Source organism: Vibrio sp. B1-2 (assembly GCF_963888445.1).
Classification (GTDB): domain Bacteria; phylum Pseudomonadota; class Gammaproteobacteria; order Enterobacterales; family Vibrionaceae; genus Vibrio; species Vibrio anguillarum.
On sequence record NZ_CAWPJH010000002.1, the window covers coordinates 18,721 to 37,974 of the forward strand.

The following is a 19,254-nucleotide window of genomic DNA, read 5'->3' on the forward strand; positions in this document are numbered from 1 at the left end:
AAGTCCACCTTTCAGCACCAAACCAAGCTTTTGTGTCAGGGAAAACTCAACGAGCGAAAACTTCAGCAAGTACAAAATGCTCGATAAACTTGCCCTTTCCACACTTTGTGCCCACTGAATTTACAACGCGCCAACGCTAAAACTCATTGAGGCAAACAAAGAACCTTGCCTGTTTTACGGCTTGAGTAAACCACGAATTTTAGGGTAAAAATGCTCATTTGCCGACAACACAAAACGAATGGCCGGAGAAATCCCACAAGATTGAACCCCTAATTTTACCTGAGTTGCATAACGCCCGGTTAAGGGGCTGACAACGCACCGCCGAACTCAAAAAACACACTGTAAACACTGAACTGCAATTTTTCACTAAAACCGCCAAGCGTTGGCAATCCCTCTTGAGCCGTTTGTTATGCAAATTCAATGAGATAAACTGACTTTACACAACCAAAAGCCACAATTGCAATGGTTGAGTGATTCAAGAATCAACCCAAGCAAGAGCCGTGATAGATGAACCGCCAAAACAAAGTCCACCTTTCAGCAACAAACCAAGCTTTTGAATCAGGAAAACTCAACGAGCTAAAACTTCAGCAAGTACAAAATGCTCGATAAACTTGCCCTTTCTACACTTTGCACCCGCTAAATTCACAACACGCCAGCACTAAAACCGATTGAGGCAAACAAAGAATCTTGCCTGTTTTACGGTTTGAGTTAGCCACGAATTTGAGAGTGAAAATCCTCATTTGCCAACAACACAAAACGAATGGCCGGAGAAATCCCAAACGATTGAGCCCCTAAATTTACCTGAGTTGCATAACGCCGGCTAAGGGGTTGACAACGCACCGCCGAACTCAAAAAACCACTGTAAACACTGAACTTCAATTTTGCACTAAAGCCGCCACGCGTTGGCAATCCCTCTTGAGCCGTTTGTTAAGCAGAAAAGTTACGACGCAAATACTCAAAACACCCTTGTTGGCTTTCGGACAAATTAAACAGTTCACTACTAAATACTTCGTAGAGTACAACTGAGATATCTGATAGATCGGAGGAATTGAATGAATTCCAGTCAGTGTCCGTTGGTGTATTAATGACTTGCAAATGAACCTTGTTTCGAAGAGTCCTTAACTCATTCAATTTCTCATAGATTAGAGGCTCTTTTCCGAAGATGTTTTTGGATTTCGCACTCTTAATCATTGCATCAAACGTCATGTGCTTCAGCACTGGCTGATCTAGCTTAGAATAAATAACTGTATCGACTCTTACTTGCTCGCCTTCGTACTTTTTCTGATTGCCTTTAAATACTGCTTTTTCCTTCCACTCCGTAGTAGAGTGGACACCATTAACAATCAAAACGTAATGAAGGATTGATTCGATAACGCTACAACCAACCAGCAAGATGGACTTAACTGTTTGTGTGTAGAGAACCGAGCTGAGTTTAATATCCTCTATAACTTTCAGTTGAAATTCGATGTATTGAAGATTGTACGCAATGTTACGCCTCAGAGCATATGTGTGCTCATATGCATCATTGGTGCAGATCGCATTCGATAGTAATCCATCAAGCCTTTCTATTGAAACGGGGTACCACGGTGTACCACTTTCACTTTTCTTTTTTATTTCCATTACTGCCACCGATTCCGATTTTCTGCTTAACGCCCGGTTAAGGGGCTGACAACGCAAAACACTGAACTCAAAATAACAGCCGTAATCACAAAGGCCGATTTGAACAAAAACCGCCACGTGTTGGCAGTCCCTCTTTAACCGCTTGTTATGCAAATTCAATAAGATAAACTGACTTTACACGACCAAAAACCACAATTGCAATGGTTGAGTGATTCAAGAATCCAACCAAGTAAGAGCCATGATAAATAAGCCGCCAAAACAAAGTCCACCTTTCAGCAACAAACCAAGCGTTTGTGTCAGGAAAACTCAACGAGCGAAAACTTCAGCAAGTACAAAACGCTCGATAACCTTGCCCTTTCCACACTTTGCGCCCGCTGAATTGGCAGCAAGCCAACGCTAAAAATGATTGAGGCAAACAAAGAACCTTGCCTGTTTTACGGCTTGAGTAAACCACGAATTTTAGGGTAAAAATGCTCATTTGCCGACAACGCAAAACGAATGGCCGGAGAAATCTAAAAAGATTGAACCCCTAAATTTACCTGAGTTGCATAACGCCTAGCTAAGGGGTTGACAACGCGCCATCGAACTCAAAAAACACACTGTAAACCCTGAATTTCAATTTTGCACTAAAGTCGCCAAACGTTGGCAATCCCTCTTGAGCCGTTTGTTATACGCGTGCTTCCGACCACACTGCAAATTCGTTACCGCTTGGCTCAATAAAATGGAAACGACAGCCTCCGGGAAAATCAAAAATTGGGCGAATAATTTGACCACCGCTATTCTGGACTTTGGCTAAAGTGGTTTCTATGTTTGAGCTATAAAAGATAAGAAGTGCACCACCCGATGCTGTCTGACTACAACAGTCAGCTTTAAAAAAACCGCCATCTAAACCCTGATTTGAGAATGCTGTATATTCAGGACCATAATCAGTAAATTCCCAGCCAAAAACTGAAGAGAAAAATGATTTTGTTGCTTCTAAATTTTTTGCTGCAAACTCGACATAATTCAGCTTTTCATTCTGATTCATTTCACGACTCCATTGTTAAATTTCCATATAGCGTATAACGCCCGGCTAAGGGGTTGACAACGCACCGCCGAACTTAAAAAACACACTTAAACACTGAACTTCAATTTTGTACTAAAGTCGCCAAGCGTTGGCAATCCCTCTTGAGCCGTTTGTTATGCAAATTCAATAAGATAAACTGACTTTACTCGATCAAAAGCCACAATTGCAATGGGTGAGTGATTCAAGAACCAACCCAAGCCAGAGCCGTGATAAATGAGCCGCCAAAACAAAGTCCACCTTTCAGCAACAAACCAAGCTTTTGGATCAGATAAACTCAACAAGCAAAGCATTCAGCAAGCTAGAAGCCATCGGTTAACTTGCGCTTTCCACACTTTGCGCCCGCAAAATTCAAAACGCGCCAACGCCAAAAACTGATTGAGGCAAACAAAGAAACTTGCCTGTTTTACGGTTTGAGTTAACCACGAATTTGAGGGTGAAAGTGCTCATTTGCCGACAACACAAAACGAATGGCCGGAGAAGTCCCAAAAGATTGAACCCTTAAATTTACCTGAGTTGCATAACGCCCTGTTAAGGTGTGAGCAATGCAATACCGAAGCTCCCGCATACCACCTTAAACACTAAACGCAACGCATAGTAAAAATGCCACGCGTTGCGAATCACTCTTAAACAGATTGTTATGCTGATTATTGTTACTTAAGTCCCAACCTAAGAAGCATAGGTTTCCACACCGTTTCATCATAGGGAATAACGCTAGAGGAGCAACATGCTTTAACCAGATCCTCCCTAGTTGATCCTTTTGAAAAGGTGAAACGCTCTTTTTCTGCACTTAGTTTTTTAAGATGGAAGATTACCTGAGTTACATCAACTAGAAGAAGTCCTGTGTAATAACTTATATTTTTCGAGCAGTCTCGTTCTTCAGAGTTATCCATTGTGTGACTATTCAACATCCAAGAATCTGCATATTTGCCGCGCTTTTCGTTGTTTTTAACAAGGCTTGTGACTACCGGTCGTAGGCGAACTATAAGTTTCCTTTGTGCTGGAGTTACGACCTTATCAGTGCTCGCCAGTTCGATTACAAGTGCATCAATTAATGAAAGATCCAAAAATGGCAAGCCTGAATATTGCTCCCTTAATGGCTCTTGGTATTCAACTACTAAGGTGGGGAACCAATTTTCGAGCGTCTCTGATAGATACTCAAACTCATTGTAGAAAGCTGATTCTAATCTTTTTGTTCTTTGTTTATTGTTCTTATCGGTAAATAGGTAGCTAACGAGAGCACCTACTACAGCACCAATTAGTACGCTAACTACAGCAATAAACCATTCCATTTATCAAATTCCCATAAGCTTATAAGCAGCATAACGCCCGGCTAAGGGGTTGACAACGCACCGCAGAACTCAAAAAACATACTTTAAACACTGAACTTCAATTTTGCACCAAAGTCGCCATGCGTTGGCAATCCCTCTTGAGCCGTTTGTTAGGCCAACCAATTGACACCTGCACTTTCAAAACTAAAGAACAAGGCTTCTTTGCAAACCAAAACAAACTAACCCATTCATTTATAAACCAAAACGCTAAATCAACAAAGAAACCAAAAAACTCAAATTGAGAGATTTAGAAGAAAAGTGACGAGCGTAGCATTCTCGGCGGACGTTTGGATGCTGAAGGTTATTTTGCCGCTGAATTAACAACGCTAAACAACCCAACGCGATCAAGAAATAACAAATATGTGATGACTATTTATTGCTTAACTTAAGCCAGAAAACATTGAATCTACCGTTCAATTCCAACTCGATTTAGCTAATAAAAACTCACCTTGCCTAACGCCAAATTAACGTGTGAACAACATACCAGTTAACTTACTGCATTGCACCGTAAACACCGCAACAAATGCAAACCAATGCAAACCAATGCAAACCAATGCAAACCAATATTGCCAAGTGTTGTGAATCACGTTGAATTATTTGTTAGGTAAATTAATCCATTTTTAAATTTAAGACTTAGTGATATAATATATATTGATTCCGCTATCTTTCCTAAGAATATCACCACACTCAATATTCACCAAGCCACTTCCCATCGTGGTTCGAGCTATTTCGCCTACAAAAAACAATAAAGGTAAATAATAATACATACCTTTAATACAATATACCCTTAATACAGGAGATACATTATTGAATAAGAACTATCATGTAGTAAGTCACTATCTGAAATATCAGTTACACCCAGACAACCAATACATCGAAGAATATCTCGAAAAGTTAAACTCAGTAATAGAATCAATAACTAACCAATACAAACGAGTGCTCTACATTCGATTTGATTTAAAATTCCCTAAGGAATTCAATTATAGTGACAAGGTAATATCTGAACTTTTCACCAAACTCAAGAAGCGACTACTTAACAAACAATACAGCCAGAAGCACGCTCACTACTTTTGGGTCAGAGAAAAGAACAATAGCATCAATCCCCACTATCACTGCGCACTCTTCCTTGATTATAACAAGACACATAAAACAGGATTTCCTGCCGGAAAAAAAGCAGGAGGTATAATGGGACTAGTTAATCAGCTTTGGTGTGAAATACTCAACACGGACAACACCAACCTAGTTTATTTGTGTGACAGCAACCTTAAATATAAGTTTATAGATAGAAGCAATCCCGAATCAAAGAAGCTAATCTTTGAACATTGTGCTTACCTTTGCAAGGTGCGCACTAAAAACTTCAATTTATCCGGTAAAAACATTGGCTCATCTCAAGTAAGAATACAGAATGCCATTTAAAGCCCCGTAGAGTGCCCACAGCAAGGTTTAAACAACACGCCAATGCACACCCACAGGGGTAATCGCAAACCTCGCCAAATAGGCAAATGAGAATCATTATCAAAGGAGCGAGGGTAACACATGATAGGTGTTGTTCCTTTAAATTCTCAAGCAACCTAACGCCCTGTTAAGGTGTGAGCAACGCAATACCGAAGCTTCCGCATACCACCTTACACACAAAACGCACCGCATAGCAAAAATGCCAAGCGTTGCGAATCACTCTTAAACAGTTTGTTAGTTTTCTAAGCTATTTATCTAACATATTTCAGCATTATTAAACATTACGTTAAGCATTCCGACCCTTCCTTTATACCTAAATGGAGGAATCATCATTAACTTTTCAATAATAGTATTTTTTATTCTCTTTTCGTAATCCTCATCGCTTATAGACTTATTCATAAACGAGAACCGATTACAAACCAACCACAAATTCAAATCAGTTATCTTAACGTCATCTCGATCAAATTCAGATTTGAATCGTTCGAGCATAAAATCGTCAATAGTGGTATTAAACTTAGATCTTATATTAATATTACACAACCTACTAAGTTTTTTTACATCTTTAAGCTCTATTAGATAAATTGCGAACTTTCTATCTCCTCTATTAATAACTAACAAATTATCAATCGAAGGGGGAGTATTCCCCAAACCAAGACCATTGTAATATTCATCAACAGCCAAGTTTATTATTTTTTCATCATTTAGACCACCATTATCCAAATAAAAACTTGAGTCTAAATTGACACATGCGTTATTTTCTTTAACTTCATTTTTACAGATTGCTCTTAAATCATCATTACTATAGATCGCTTCAATCACAAGCATACTCCTTGCCATTGAGCTTAGAAATGATTTCCATCTTTTCATCGAACAGAGCAGAAGTTGCATCATTAAAGTTATTATCTTCAACGCCCAATTCATTGACTTCTAACTGATGCAATACTGAACCTGTTTTTGTAGACTTGAAAACTCCAGAGCTTACCCGATTGACTGATAAAGTGTCAGACATTATAAGATTATTAACTTTATTGAAAATATAGTTACTATGGGATGTAATAACCAACTTAACATTTTGGTTTACTAACTTAGAAAATATTTCTGTTAATAACAATTGTATTTCTGGATGTAAGTGCGCCTCTGGCTCTTCAATCATTATAAGATTACAAGCAGGTCTAACTTTTGAGTTTACTTTCCTCCTTGTACGTTTCGCATTTTCTGTAAGCACATACCTCAGGTATGAAACTATAGGTGCCAACTCTGAGACCATCGATGATGTTGATGAAAGTTCGAGCTTAAGGTTTGTTTCTATTGGATAGAACATCAACTGTTTTGTTTGGGAATTAAATTCTACACGCCCTTTCAGAATTTTTTCTTCGATTTCTTTTGCAATTTTGTTTATTTCTTTATCTTCAAAAGATTTCTTTTGCACTCGAATATCTGAAAGTCGAATAAAATAATCACTTACTGGCTCAGAAATCCCTGGCAACTCAATCTTTTTAGATAGAAACGAACGGTTTTTGGAAAGCTCTGCAATTATTTGACCAAAAGCGCTTAAGGCTTGATATAACCCTGACCTACTCGCAGGAAGATAGTGAACACTATTTATAATTGAGCTAAAACCATTAATAAAACCTATAACAAACCTAAAGAAAATAAAATGTATATATGCGTTTCTAAATTCGTTTTCTTTTCCTTCACAATAATATAGAGTGTATTTATTTCCATTAAAGTTCGGATCTCTATTTTGCTTTATATTTTTTAAGCAAAATCCTTTATCTATATTAAATTTCTTTATTTCAAATCTTTCTTCGTTTATGACAATTTCAAAACTCATACCATCATACTCAATATTTATCGATGGAATTTCATTTGAATATCGATTTCTCAAATTATCCAAAGAAGTAAAGGTATTTGCAAAAGAGTTTTTTAACCGTTGTAAGAAGATCGCCTCAAAAGTCTTTTTTACATCTTTTAAAACGTAGTTCTTAATATCAACTTCTTCTCTTGGTTTTAGTTTTTTAGCCAACGCTGACAGTTCTTCTGTAGTTTCTTCGATTTCGTCTGGACTTAACGTATCGTCAAACAAAAACTGATGCCTAAAGCCAAAAGGGTTTGAATGTGAAGACATTTCGAGAAAGGATTTTACGATCAAGTAAACAGCTGTGATCGCATAAGATTTACCGATATTGTTTTTACCAACTAACAAATGGAAATCTTTATTCAAATCAATGCTAAAGTCTCTAACGGGACCAAAATTTTTAATTGTAATGTTCACTTATTAACCAACTCAAACTAACGCAGATATTAAACTTGAAGTATACAATGTAGCTGATATGCATTCTAGCGCAATAATCACAATATGTGATAGAAAACTAACGCCGTGTTAAGTGGTGAGCAGCGCTATTACCAAAACTAAAGGCATTGTGCCATAAGCACATAAGCACATAAGCAAAACTTTGAACTGGAGCCGCCAAGCGTTGCGAATCCGTCTTAAACACCTTGTTATACCGCTTGTTTGCAACTAAAATGACCAAGTTAAAGACTGCTTTAAGGAGCTTTTAAATGACCACTAGAATATTAGCTGATGTTGCTGCAAGTATTACTGAGTTTAAAGCGAACCCGATGAAGGTTGCTTCAAGTGCTTATGGTGAACCAGTAGCCGTGCTAAACCGAAATGAGCCAGCATTTTACTGTGTGCCAGCTGCCGCATACGAAATGATGATGGACAAACTTGAAGATATTGAGCTACTTGCTATAGCAAAAGAACGCGAGTCTGAATCAAGCATTTCGGTGAGCATCGATGACTTATAATCTTGAATTTAAAAGTAGCGCACTTAAAGAGTGGAAAAAACTCGGCGCTACTTTGCAACAGCAATTTAAGAAAAAACTGATTGAACGTTTAGCTAACCCACATGTTCCTGCATCAAAATTATCCGGGGCAGAGAACATGTATAAGATCAAATTACGCCAATCTGGCTATCGCTTAGTATACAAAGTGCAAGACGACGTAGTTATTGTTACCGTTTTAGCCGTAGGTAAACGTGAACGTAGCGATGTATACAGAAAAGCGATGACAAGGCTCAACGACTGATTGTGGTATAACGCCCGGCTAAGGGGTTGACAACGCACTGCCGAACTCAAAAAACACACTGTAAACGCTGAACTTCAATTTTGCACTAAAGCCGCCACGCGTTGACAATCCCTCTTGAGCCGTTTGTTAGGCCCACTGATTGGCAACAAGGCATTCAAAACCCAAGAACAAGGCTTTTTGTAAATTTTAGCAAACTAAACCATTAATTTATAAACCAAAATTCCAACTCAGCAAAGAAACAAAAAACTAAAATTGAGCGATTTGGAAGAAAAGTGACGAGCGTAGCATGCTCGGCGGACGTTTGGATGCTGAAGGTTATTTCACCGCTAAACTCACAACGACAAACAACCCAACGCGATCAAGAAATAACAAATATGTGATGATTATTCATTTGCTTAAGTTCAGCCATGAGAACATGGAATTTACCGTTCAATTTCAACTCGATTTAGCTGATAAAAACTCACTTTGCCTAACGCCCAATTAAGGTGTGAGCCACGCTACCACTACACTCAAATTGGACACCATAAACACTGAACTAAACCCAAACCAAAAATGCCAAGCGTGGGGAATCACTCTTAAATTGTTTGTTAGCCGATTATATTCGTAGTTTTGACAGATTTGTGCAAAAAAACACACCAAAACACCTTGCGATGGTGACTTTACATTTTACAGTGCTAGAATGACGTCATGAAATACATTTCAAGGCAAGTTAAAAATGTTAATTGAGTTTACTGTTAAGAACTATCGTTCAATCAAAGATGAACAAGTGCTTAGTATGGTCAAAGATAAAGGCGACGAACTCGAGGATACAAATTCATTCTCTCCCGACGCGCCTTCTGTAGCGCCACTGTTACATTCTGCTGTAGTGTACGGTGCTAATGCTGCTGGGAAATCAAATTTAATCAAAGCATTAGTCGACATGGATGTTATCGTGAGAAACTCTGCGTCTAAAATTCAAGAGGGTGACAATCTACCAATTGATCCATTTTTATTTGATGATGACTCAGCTAAAGCACCTAGTGAATTTGAAGCAGTATTTGTAAATGAAGGTATTAAGTACCAATACGGCTTTACTGCTACAAAACTTCAAGTTTTTGAAGAATGGTTGATTGCTTATCCCAAAGGACGTCCACAACGATGGTTTTCTAGGGTTTTCGATGAAGAAAACAATGTTTATGATTATAAATTTAGCGATAACCTATTTGGTTCTAAAAGCGTTTGGCAGAATGCGACAAGAGCCAACGCTCTTTTTCTATCTACAGCAGTACAGCTGAATAGTGATCAACTAAAACCAGCGTTTAACTGGTTTAAAGAAAAATTGAAACCAACTAATGTTAGTGGATGGGGGCCTACTTTTACAGCTTCGCAATGTGAAAGCCAAGATTCAAAAGAAGAAATTTTAGATTTTCTTCAAGCAGCTGATTTTAACATTCACGATATTAACATTGAAAAAGAAAAGTTTGATCCTAATTCGCTACCTGAGGGTTTTCCCGATGAGTTAAAAGAAACCCTAATTCGAGAAATGAAAGATAAAGAAATTATCGAAATTAAAACCATTCATAAAACAAAATCTGGAAAACTAGTTCCACTTGATTTTACAGATGAATCGGACGGTACACAGAAATTTTTCTCTTTCGTCGGACCTTGGTTGGACATTTTAAAAAATGGATACATTTTGGTTGTCGATGAATTACATGATAATCTTCATCCAAAGATGGTTAAACACTTAGTTTCATTATTCCATAATAAAAAAACCAACCCCAAAAATGCGCAACTGATCTTTACTACTCATGAAACATCTATTCTAAATCAGGATGTATTCCGCAGAGATCAAATCTGGTTCTGTGAAAAAGATGAGAATCAAGAAACTACTCTTTATCCTTTAACGGACTTTAGCCCTAGAAAAGAAAAAGAGAACCTTGAACTTGGTTACCTGTCCGGTCGCTACGGCGCATTGCCATTTGTTAGATCAATAAATAAAGGGCTAAAGTAAACATGGGTTCAGATGACTTGCACCATAAGCGAAAAGCAAAAGCAGAAAGAGAACTTTCTCGCAGAAAGTCTAAACGTTCTTCCTATGAGAAAGTTTTAATTGTTTGTGAAGGTGAAAAAACCGAACCAAATTATTTTAATGAACAGGTAAATCATTATAAGCTCAATTCAGCAAATGTTGCCGTTGATGGTAGTTGCGGCTCAAGCCCTAAAAGTGTCTTTGAGAGAGCCAAAGAGTTGGCACAAATAGAAGAAAGATGCGGTGATGCATATGACCGTGTGTATTGTGTCTTCGACAAGGATTCTCACTCTAGTTATGCACAAACACTTGTTGATATAGATAACCATAAATCTTGTTCAAAGTTTCTTGCTGTAACTTCAGTACCATGCTTTGAGTATTGGTTGCTATTGCACTTTCAATATTCCACTAAACCATACCATTCAAGCGGAAAATCAAGTATTGCGGATCAAGTAATAAAGGACTTGAAGGTGTTTATTACCAATTACTCCAAGGGTGATAATGCTATTTTCACTCAACTACTTGGACAACTTGAGTTCGCAAAACAAAACGCCATTAGAGCAAATAAGACTGCAAATAGTAACCATACTGATAATCCCACGACTCTTGTGCATGAGTTAGTTGAATACTTACAGGACTTAAAAAGCGGCTAACGCCCGGCTAAGGGGTTGACAACGCACCGCCGAACTCAAAAAACACACCGTAAACACTGAACTTTAATTTTGTACTAAAGCCGCCACGCGTTGGCAATCCCTCTTGAGCCGTTTGTTAAATTGCAATTGCTCGCCGCTTTGCTTGGGCAAATACTGTAATTGAATTTTTAGTTGTTCTCTCTATTTCAAAATAACCACCTGACATTGAAAGTTGACGTACATTCAATGAGTCGGAGCCAAGTTTTTTAAACCAATACGGTGCAAGAGAGCACTGTGCTGAACCTGTTGCTAAATCCTCAGATATGCCAATTTTTGGTGCAAAGTATCTTAGAACATAACCACTATTACCAGTTGCAGCCGTTACAATCAGAGCATGGTATTCATTGATTTTTCTCAAGCGCTCATCATCTGGCTGGAAATTCATTACAGTCTCAACCGAAGACAAAACCAAGACTAAGTCCCGGGTAGAGAAAACATCAATCGCATCTGTCGCTAAATCAGAGATTTCTACTGGAACAGCACAAGGCTTACCTTCCCAACTGGGTAATAACAATGAATATTGGTCATTTCTCTTAGCAATCACCACTTCACCATGTTTACTGTTGAAAACTACATTTTCTAGCTGGTACTTAGAAAGGATCGCGGCACCAGCGCCTAAACTCCCGTGACCACAAAGATTAATTTCACCATCCAATGCAAACCAGCGAATGTGAAACTGTCCGTCGATGTGAGTAATGAACGAAGTCACAGGCTGTCCAACTTCACGGGTGATTTGATGTAACTCGGTATCAGAAAGCCAGCTCTTTAGCTCTAGTACCCCGCAAGGGTTGCCAAAGGCCGATTCGCCAATAAACACATCATAAATATCAATTTTGATAATCCACCATCCTTGACTGCAATTTAACGCCGCGTTAAGTGGCGAGCAACGCTAACCACCTTACCTAAACCATTGTGACATAAACACTTAAACCAAAGTAAGCCGAAAACGCCATGCGTTGGGAGTCCGTCTTAAACGCTTTGTTATACGTGTTTACCACTTGGGGACCATACTCAAAGCAGAAGTAATTTGATCTCTTGCCACTTCCCCAAATAGATGAGTATTTGCCATCAGCATATTAACCGCGGCGCCATTAGAAGCAATTTGCTTGCGAATACGTTCTTTTGCCGCAAAAGCTGGTTTCTGACGTTTATAAACGTCTTCCCACCAATCTCGACCATATCTATTTATGAGACTATTTTTAATTGATTTAAAACGTTCTCTACTTCGAACACCCTCAGCAGATACCAAAACGCTAGCCCAAATCATGCGCTTTTGTAAATCATTTGGAATCCAACTTTGACGTTGAAGATCGGAAATAACATCAGGATGAAGATAAAGCGCATTCTCAGAAACCTTTCGTGCTATCCACAGAGCCTGAGCACGCTCAAAAGCTAATTTCTTATCCTGAGGACTAAAACCTTGGCTATATTCTTTCCAAGTTTCTAGCTCATCAATTAATGCTAATTTCTGAACTAATTCTTCCAAGACTAAAATCCTCCGAGAACGTATAACGCCCGGCTAAGGGGTTGACAACGCACCGCCGAACTCAAAAAACACACTTAAACACTGAACTGCAATTTTGCACTAAAGTAGCCACGCGTTGGCAATCCCTCTTGAGCCGTTTGTTATGTGCATTTTTGCCAGTTGTACTCCATTTGATGGGCAACTAACTCAGCATGGCTTTGACTATGAAACTTTGATACCAAGAACAAACTCATATCAATGCCCGCAGATATACCACCCGACGTGGTGTATTTGCTTGTTGTTACCCAACGTTTGTCTTCCACAGCGACTAAGTCAGGAAACCGTTGTTTCAGCTCAGATATATCCTCCCAATGAGTCGTAACAGCAAGTCCTTTCAGCAAACCCGCATTAGCTAATATGAATGCTCCGGTACAAACTGATGCAATATGTTTAGCGTGCTTATCCACTGATGCAACCCAATGAAGCACATTGGTCTTATTCATTTCGTTCGTATGGATACCACCAACAACGATTAATAGGTCAATTTGAGGGTGATGCAGGAACGAATAGTCGGGTAAAACAGTAAAACCACCTCTGGCTTTCACTGGTTCCAAGTTTTCTGAAACTAAAAATACATTCCAGCTTTCTGCACCTAATCGTTTAGCTGTACTGAAAACTTCGAAAGGTCCTGAAAAATCGAGAACTTCGGCCCCATCGTAAATATAAATACCAATGTCCATTAGTGCCTCCATGCACATAACGCCGCGTTAAGTAGTGAGCAACGCTACCACCTAACCTAAACCATTACACCTTAAACACAAAACTCAATTTGAACTGAGAATGCCACGCGTTGCGAATCTGCCTTAAACGCTTTGTTATATGCTGAACTCATAACTAAAAGTAACTTGGTATCGAACCATCAAAACCAAAAGAGTCACTTGGGGCATACATGCAATTAGAGCCCTCAATAGCGATGAAACCAAGCCTGCTATAAAACTGGTGGTCAATATCGCTATGTAAGAATATGGCTTTACAGTTCAGTTTTGCGAACAAGTCTGCTTTCACAAGATTAACCAAGTTGGAAGCATAACCTTTACCACGAAGCATTTTAGGTGTAGCGAGAGAACCTATACCAAAGCAACCGTCTTTAAGGTCAAATAAATTATGATAGACAATGAGAGACGATAGAATTTGCTCATTTTCTATTAGCACATACCAAATTCCAGCTTGATACTTTTTGCTGCTACGACAAGCGGATAAATATTTTTCATAGGAAAGCCCGTCACTCCACGCATCAAAGCCGATTGAGTATACTGCGTCGAGCTCATGAACCTCTGCTTCTCTTAAATGCATCCTTGCGACTTCCTAAATTGACTAAGGCATATAACGCCCGGTTAAGGGGCTGACAACGCAAAACACTGGACTCAAAATAACAACCGTAATCACAAATATTGATTTGAACTGAGAACGCCACGCGTTGGCAGTCCCTCTTTAACCGTTTGTTAAGTGTTTGTTCCTTCATAGGCGGAATTTGCATACAAGTCACTATGCTCCCTTTTGATAAGCATAGTCATAGGCAAATTATCGAAAAGTGCATACCTTTCAACTAAAGGCTTAAACTTTTCACGTCCATGTACAGATAAACAATTGTAGAACAACAGCGCCAACTCTTGATCTGACAATTGAGAGCGAACAATTCGAATATAAGTCACCTTATCTACCTTAGACTCATCGACAAATCGTATTATGTTGTACAAAAACCGAAAGTAATGCCCAAGTTCGCTCTTATGAGACACCCAAAACTTGTCCCATATTCTATCTAAATGACGCAATTCTTTTTCCAAAGACTTATTATCAAAATTAGCTCCCATCCCTAATCCTGAAGCTTCCTTTGTATATCGTTCGAAAAAAACCTTTATACAGTCACGACCTAAAGTCGTTTGTTTGGTGCTGGTGTTATAAATGTCGATCGCACCTAGAATTTGCTGATGTAAGGACAACATATTAAATAGAGTTTGTTCAAATAATTGCTTATCTGAAACTTCATTTTGACTAACTAATGCATCGGCACTTCTCTTTGCTTCTACACGAGTTTCTCTCAATTCACGGTTTTGCAGTACTATCGTTAACAGCAACCCCATGAAGGTTAAAAATGTCAGAATGGGATTTAACACACCACCGAAGAAATCACCCCACTCGCCAAAGGAACTTTTCCCGATAGAAAGTAAGTTCACACATAACACTGTAATTACAGCGTAACATGCAAACACAAAGAGCTTGTACAAGCTCTTTGTTATAGCACCACCAGAATTACCAACAAAGCCAATAAAGCTCCTATAAGTAATACGTGTAAACTTAGAATGATATTGTTTAATCTTCTTCGTCATTATTTTCTTCCTAGACACTTAACGCCCGGCTAAGGGGTTGACAACGCACCGCCGAACTCAAAAAAACACACCGTAACCCCTGAACTTCAATTTTGCACTAAAGTCGCCAAGCGTTGGCAATCCCTCTTGAGCCGTTTGTTATGTGCGTTTTCCCAGCTTAACTCTTGATGCTGTCCTATTAGCTAAACGTAAACTTTTCAACTGCTCTTTCCGCATTGCTTCTTCATCTGGATAAACTTCAAATATCCAGTGCCTGAACCCAATACCGCAAAGTAGCCCACCCAAGCCTGCAATTACACCGCAAAGATAAGGAAAATATTTCCTATCTTTACTCACAATCTCAATTTTCCTATTTTCAATAGAAATACGGTCTTCTTTAACACTATCGGGCAAGTCATCTTGAGCTTCAATAATTGAAATTTTCTCAGCGGCTTGGAAGACAATATCGTTGTATGTGTAAGTTTGGCTAAGTAAGAAATAAAGACTGAATACGAAAACAACGGCGCCAACAATTGCCATTAACTTATAAGGGTTGTCAGTTGGTACACTTAAAGATGAGTTCATATTCAATATCTCCTTTTATCGACAGCACATAACGCCCGCTTAAGGGGCAGACAACGCAACTACCAACTTACCGCATAACACCGTAATCACCGAAACCAACGCATAGTAAAAATGCCGCGCGTTGGCTGTCCCTTTTGAAGCGTTTGTTATGCTACCTTTTTGCCATTGGATGGCTTGGATTCAATTGAAGAAGATCCCACAAGTTTCCATACAAGTCTTCAAACACTGCTACAGTTCCATAGTCTTCTTCTGTTGGCTCGCGGACGAAGTTAATACCAATCGATTTCATACGCTTAAAGTCACGCCAGAAATCATCAGTATTTAGGAACAGGAATACTCGACCGCCTGCTTGATTTCCAATGAAATCATGCTGCTCTGGCTTCGAGGCTCTGGCAAGTAACAACGTAACACCATGAGAATTTGGTGGAGCCACAACCACCCAACGTTTGTCTTGTTCAGGTTGATGAGTATCTTCAATAAGTTCAAATTTGAGTTTGTTTACATAAAAATCAATGGCTTCATCATAATCTTTTATAACTAAAGCAATATGGACAATGTTCTGTTTCATAGTATCCCTTATTGAAGATTTCGACTGGTAGCATAACGCCCGCTTAAGGGGCAGCCAACGCTACTATTAAGCTTACGCATAACACCGTAATCACAGAAACCAACGCATAGTAAAAATGCCGTGCGTTGGCTGTCCCTCTTGAAGCGTTTGTTAGGCATGCGCTGCGAGTATTTTCTTTAATTTTTCTAATGACATTGCTGGTTTTTCTCTATGAATCATTGCATGGCAGTTAGGGCATAAAGGGATTAAATCTTCAATCGGGTCTACTGCATGAGCGCCCCCCTTCAACGCCAGATCTGTTCGGTGATGTACATGTATGTACTCTTTCCCAATGATTCCATATTTGCTTTCCATATTAATTCTACAGGCTGCACAATTATATCCATAACGCGCAATGCATTGACTCCTCGCAATTGGACTACGCTCAAACGCTGTTGACATGACTGAAAATTTTGTGCCTTCAAAAAGTATAGTTTTCTCGGCACTTCCCGAAAACATACAACTGGCTAGTGTCCAACGAATATTTTGTCCATCTTGAACATTTGCACCACATTCTAGCCACAATCTTTCAGCATCGATATCAGTAAGAATTGCAGAGCGTTGATGCATATATCCAAGAATTGGATTATCTGTATTGAAAAGATATTGCCCTGAAATCTCAAATACACAATTACGTCGTCCATCAGCATTAACTATAACAAAGTCACCTATCTCCATGTTTTTATAAAGATTCCATAAAGTTGGCCCACCTAAATGGGCATTACCTAAATCTGGGTAACTCGCATGGATTAAATTGGTAATTTCTGCTTGTTCGTTAGGATTGATGGCAGACAAATCCCCAATATCTGACCAACCAATTGCAATACAACCTAACGCTTTCATTAGCTCAATTGATTCTAGTGCATGCTCGTGATGAGCAATCAGACGCCATATATTCATAACTATACCTCTTAATGCCTAACGCCCGGCTAAGGGGTTGACAACGCACTACCGAACTAAAAAACCACTGTAAACATCGAACTTCAATTTTGTACTAAAGCCGCCACGCGTTGACAATCCCTCTTAAGCCGTTTGTTATGTACGTGGTTGGTTCTATCCCCAGAAACACCCATAAGTATCGTCTTCTAGTATTTCCAAGAAAGCTTCTAGAAGTTGAATCTCTGGGATTGGCTCATACGAATGCCATTTTTGGTCGGATTTCATCCAGTAAATTTTCCACGCGTCACGCGACTTATAATATTTGACTTTGGCTACTGGGCACTCCATTTTTTCGGATGGATCATTCCACTTAGGACGTATCTCGAAGATTTCGATGACCTGCCCCTCTAACCGATACCCAATATCAAGTTGATTGCGGATCTCTTCTGGCGGTCGACAAGAATCAAGGTACTTCTCCACTGCCTTTCTGTAACGCTGTTGCTCAATTTCTGAAAATGCCATATCTATCACCTAACCCTTTAATTAAGCTAAGTTTACGACCTAATTTCATACGTTGGCTAGGTTAATTTTCGAGAAAGTACATAACGCCCAATTAAGTGGTGAACAACGCACTGACCAAGCCGCCGCATTGCACCGTAAAACACTTTACCTGACGCATAGTAAAACTGCCACGCGTTGAGAATCCACTTGAATTGCTTGTTATGTGAATTTAGCTAAACATTCAAAGTAAACCACCATAGAAATGAAGAAATTTGAATAAGTTACGTAAAAAACGATGCTTACCAAAACCTAAATTTCACAGCGATCTTAGCCGAAGAAAGCCACTTACAGAATCAACAACAAAGAAAGCGCCCTTTCAGCCATAATAAAACCTTTTGCGTCACCAGACTTTCAGAGCTGAATGTCAGCAAATGAATCAGTCAAAAAGACATTTCAATTAAAGCGATTTGAAACTGACGAAACTCAACACAAACCAGATCCAAAACTTAATTGAGGCAATCCAAGATACCTTGGACGTGACCAATTGAAGATCTTTCACGAATTCATTTCTACCAAGCCAACTTGCCGAAAACACGGAACGAATTCTCAATGAAATCGTAGATTTAACCCTAAAAACTCATCAAACACATAACGCCCGGTTAAGGGGCAACCAACGCTACTACCAAGCTTCCGCATAACACCGTAACCACAAAAAACAACGCATAATAAAAATGCCACGCGTTGGTTGTCCCTCTTGAACCGTTTGTTATGTTTTATTTTTAAGATTATGTTGAACCTTCAAATACACATCTACACATTCTTCAACCAAATTCTGTTTACTATGCTGAATAACCAAAAGATAAATTATGTGGATCACTATAGTTGCACCAATGTGCCTTTGAAGCTCGGCGATAACATTTTCAACTCTAGGCAACGAACTAGCCGATGCATATAGCAACAAATTTCTTTTGTTAGCTGTATCTTTAATATATTGCGAGATTGACGTAATCCCTCGTTCTGTCGCAACAGAACGTACTTCGAGCAAGAAGTCTTTACGATTACCCGAAGCGTCCACAGAAATCTGATTAAGTGGAGGGTCTGGCTGTATAAAGAAGTCTCCAAACGGCAGTTGAGTCTTAAGTACATCTCGCCCATTATGGTTCTCTATAACGAACTGATATGGTACTTCACTTAACCTTAATGCAACGCCTAAAAGAGTTAAAAATGGATATAATCCTCCCTTATGCTTATGATCATACATTTTTAGCTCTTGAGAACGCAGGTACTTTTTGTTTTTTAGAGCAATAAATAAAGCTGTTGCAGCCTCTTCTTCAGCAGTAATAGCTAAAAATGCCGCAACTTCAGGCATTACTCCAGAAAGCTCAAAAGCTCGTTCAACATAACGAATACTCGACTTAGCCGCAAAACCAGCATGACCTTTAGTAGCAGATGACATTTCAAATACTTTCTTCTGAAAATCGCTTAAGCCCATGAAATCCTCATAAAAACATAACGCCCGGTTAAGGGGTTGACAACGCACCACCGAACTCAAAAAACGCGCCGTAAACGCTGAATTTCAATTTTTAAC

20 protein-coding genes are annotated in these 19,254 nt (G+C 39.1%); 5 read left to right on the top strand and 15 right to left on the bottom strand.

Annotated features, from left to right (window positions below; genetic code table 11):
• Window positions 1-927: 927 nt before the first annotated feature.
• The 3 genes from AACQ75_RS00760 to AACQ75_RS00770 all read right to left on the bottom strand — a co-directional run bounded on the left by AACQ75_RS00760 (window position 928) and on the right by AACQ75_RS00770 (window position 3,975).
• On the bottom strand, window positions 928-1,737 hold the full coding sequence (locus AACQ75_RS00760) for a hypothetical protein (protein WP_157724334.1): 810 nt from the start codon (window positions 1,735-1,737) through the stop codon (window positions 928-930).
• A 550-nt stretch (window positions 1,738-2,287) separates the two neighbouring features.
• A complete protein-coding gene (locus tag AACQ75_RS00765) occupies window positions 2,288-2,647 on the bottom strand; it encodes a VOC family protein (protein ID WP_013868602.1) in 360 nt (119 codons plus the stop codon).
• Window positions 2,648-3,336: 689 nt separating this feature from the next.
• A complete protein-coding gene (locus tag AACQ75_RS00770; protein ID WP_170889250.1) occupies window positions 3,337-3,975 on the bottom strand; it encodes a hypothetical protein in 639 nt (212 codons plus the stop codon).
• An 846-nt stretch (window positions 3,976-4,821) separates the two neighbouring features.
• Here AACQ75_RS00770 and AACQ75_RS00775 point away from each other — a divergent pair.
• A complete protein-coding gene (locus AACQ75_RS00775) occupies window positions 4,822-5,430 on the top strand; it encodes a YagK/YfjJ domain-containing protein (RefSeq protein WP_170889251.1) in 609 nt (202 codons plus the stop codon).
• Window positions 5,431-5,724: 294 nt separating this feature from the next.
• Here AACQ75_RS00775 and AACQ75_RS00780 read toward each other — a convergent pair whose 3' ends face one another.
• Together AACQ75_RS00780 and AACQ75_RS00785 are read right to left on the bottom strand one after the other, a co-directional pair.
• Window positions 5,725-6,288 (bottom strand): hypothetical protein, encoded by a 564-nt coding sequence (locus tag AACQ75_RS00780; RefSeq protein ID WP_170889253.1) that lies wholly within the window; start codon window positions 6,286-6,288, stop codon window positions 5,725-5,727.
• Window positions 6,281-7,744, bottom strand: coding sequence for an AAA family ATPase (locus tag AACQ75_RS00785; protein ID WP_170889254.1), 1,464 nt, complete (start codon window positions 7,742-7,744; stop codon window positions 6,281-6,283). The genes AACQ75_RS00780 and AACQ75_RS00785 overlap by 8 nt, the downstream gene beginning before the upstream one ends.
• Before the next feature lie 287 nt (window positions 7,745-8,031).
• Here AACQ75_RS00785 and AACQ75_RS00790 point away from each other — a divergent pair, with 287 nt between their 5' ends.
• The 4 genes from AACQ75_RS00790 to AACQ75_RS00805 all read left to right on the top strand — a co-directional run bounded on the left by AACQ75_RS00790 (window position 8,032) and on the right by AACQ75_RS00805 (window position 11,224).
• Entirely contained in the window at window positions 8,032-8,280 is a 249-nt protein-coding gene (locus AACQ75_RS00790; RefSeq protein ID WP_081245532.1) for a type II toxin-antitoxin system Phd/YefM family antitoxin, read from the top strand.
• Complete coding sequence (locus AACQ75_RS00795; RefSeq protein ID WP_170889255.1) at window positions 8,270-8,560, top strand: type II toxin-antitoxin system RelE family toxin; 291 nt, start codon at window positions 8,270-8,272, stop codon at window positions 8,558-8,560. Before AACQ75_RS00790 ends, AACQ75_RS00795 begins: the two co-directional genes overlap by 11 nt.
• A gap of 715 nt (window positions 8,561-9,275) precedes the next feature.
• Window positions 9,276-10,553: an AAA family ATPase gene (locus tag AACQ75_RS00800; RefSeq protein ID WP_170889256.1), complete on the top strand. Its 1,278-nt coding sequence runs from the start codon at window positions 9,276-9,278 to the stop codon at window positions 10,551-10,553.
• A 2-nt stretch (window positions 10,554-10,555) separates the two neighbouring features.
• A complete protein-coding gene (locus AACQ75_RS00805) occupies window positions 10,556-11,224 on the top strand; it encodes an RloB family protein (RefSeq protein WP_170889257.1) in 669 nt (222 codons plus the stop codon).
• Window positions 11,225-11,339: 115 nt separating this feature from the next.
• Here the strand turns inward: AACQ75_RS00805 and AACQ75_RS00810 are convergent, their stop codons facing one another.
• The 10 genes from AACQ75_RS00810 to AACQ75_RS00855 all read right to left on the bottom strand — a co-directional run bounded on the left by AACQ75_RS00810 (window position 11,340) and on the right by AACQ75_RS00855 (window position 19,158).
• The gene (locus AACQ75_RS00810; RefSeq protein ID WP_170889258.1) at window positions 11,340-12,080 is read right to left on the bottom strand and encodes a PhzF family phenazine biosynthesis protein; all 741 of its coding nucleotides are present in this window, start codon (window positions 12,078-12,080) and stop codon (window positions 11,340-11,342) included.
• Window positions 12,081-12,254: 174 nt separating this feature from the next.
• A complete protein-coding gene (locus AACQ75_RS00815; protein ID WP_094501685.1) occupies window positions 12,255-12,749 on the bottom strand; it encodes a hypothetical protein in 495 nt (164 codons plus the stop codon).
• 140 nt (window positions 12,750-12,889) lie between these two features.
• Window positions 12,890-13,468, bottom strand: a complete 579-nt coding sequence (locus AACQ75_RS00820) for a DJ-1/PfpI family protein (RefSeq protein WP_170889259.1) — start codon at window positions 13,466-13,468, stop codon at window positions 12,890-12,892.
• A gap of 154 nt (window positions 13,469-13,622) precedes the next feature.
• Window positions 13,623-14,081, bottom strand: coding sequence for a GNAT family N-acetyltransferase (locus tag AACQ75_RS00825; protein ID WP_170889260.1), 459 nt, complete (start codon window positions 14,079-14,081; stop codon window positions 13,623-13,625).
• 149 nt (window positions 14,082-14,230) lie between these two features.
• On the bottom strand, window positions 14,231-15,115 hold the full coding sequence (locus AACQ75_RS00830; RefSeq protein WP_170889261.1) for a putative phage abortive infection protein: 885 nt from the start codon (window positions 15,113-15,115) through the stop codon (window positions 14,231-14,233).
• A gap of 138 nt (window positions 15,116-15,253) precedes the next feature.
• The gene (locus AACQ75_RS00835) at window positions 15,254-15,679 is read right to left on the bottom strand and encodes a hypothetical protein (RefSeq protein WP_170889262.1); all 426 of its coding nucleotides are present in this window, start codon (window positions 15,677-15,679) and stop codon (window positions 15,254-15,256) included.
• A gap of 151 nt (window positions 15,680-15,830) precedes the next feature.
• Window positions 15,831-16,247 (bottom strand): VOC family protein, encoded by a 417-nt coding sequence (locus AACQ75_RS00840; protein ID WP_170889263.1) that lies wholly within the window; start codon window positions 16,245-16,247, stop codon window positions 15,831-15,833.
• 150 nt (window positions 16,248-16,397) lie between these two features.
• Entirely contained in the window at window positions 16,398-17,186 is a 789-nt protein-coding gene (locus AACQ75_RS00845; RefSeq protein WP_170889264.1) for an HNH endonuclease, read from the bottom strand.
• 153 nt (window positions 17,187-17,339) lie between these two features.
• Window positions 17,340-17,687 carry a DUF3024 domain-containing protein gene (locus AACQ75_RS00850; protein WP_017042813.1) on the bottom strand — a complete coding sequence of 116 codons (348 nt, stop codon included), beginning with the start codon at window positions 17,685-17,687 and terminating at the stop codon, window positions 17,340-17,342.
• Window positions 17,688-18,432: 745 nt separating this feature from the next.
• Entirely contained in the window at window positions 18,433-19,158 is a 726-nt protein-coding gene (locus tag AACQ75_RS00855) for a hypothetical protein (RefSeq protein ID WP_170889265.1), read from the bottom strand.
• Window positions 19,159-19,254 lie beyond the last annotated feature (96 nt).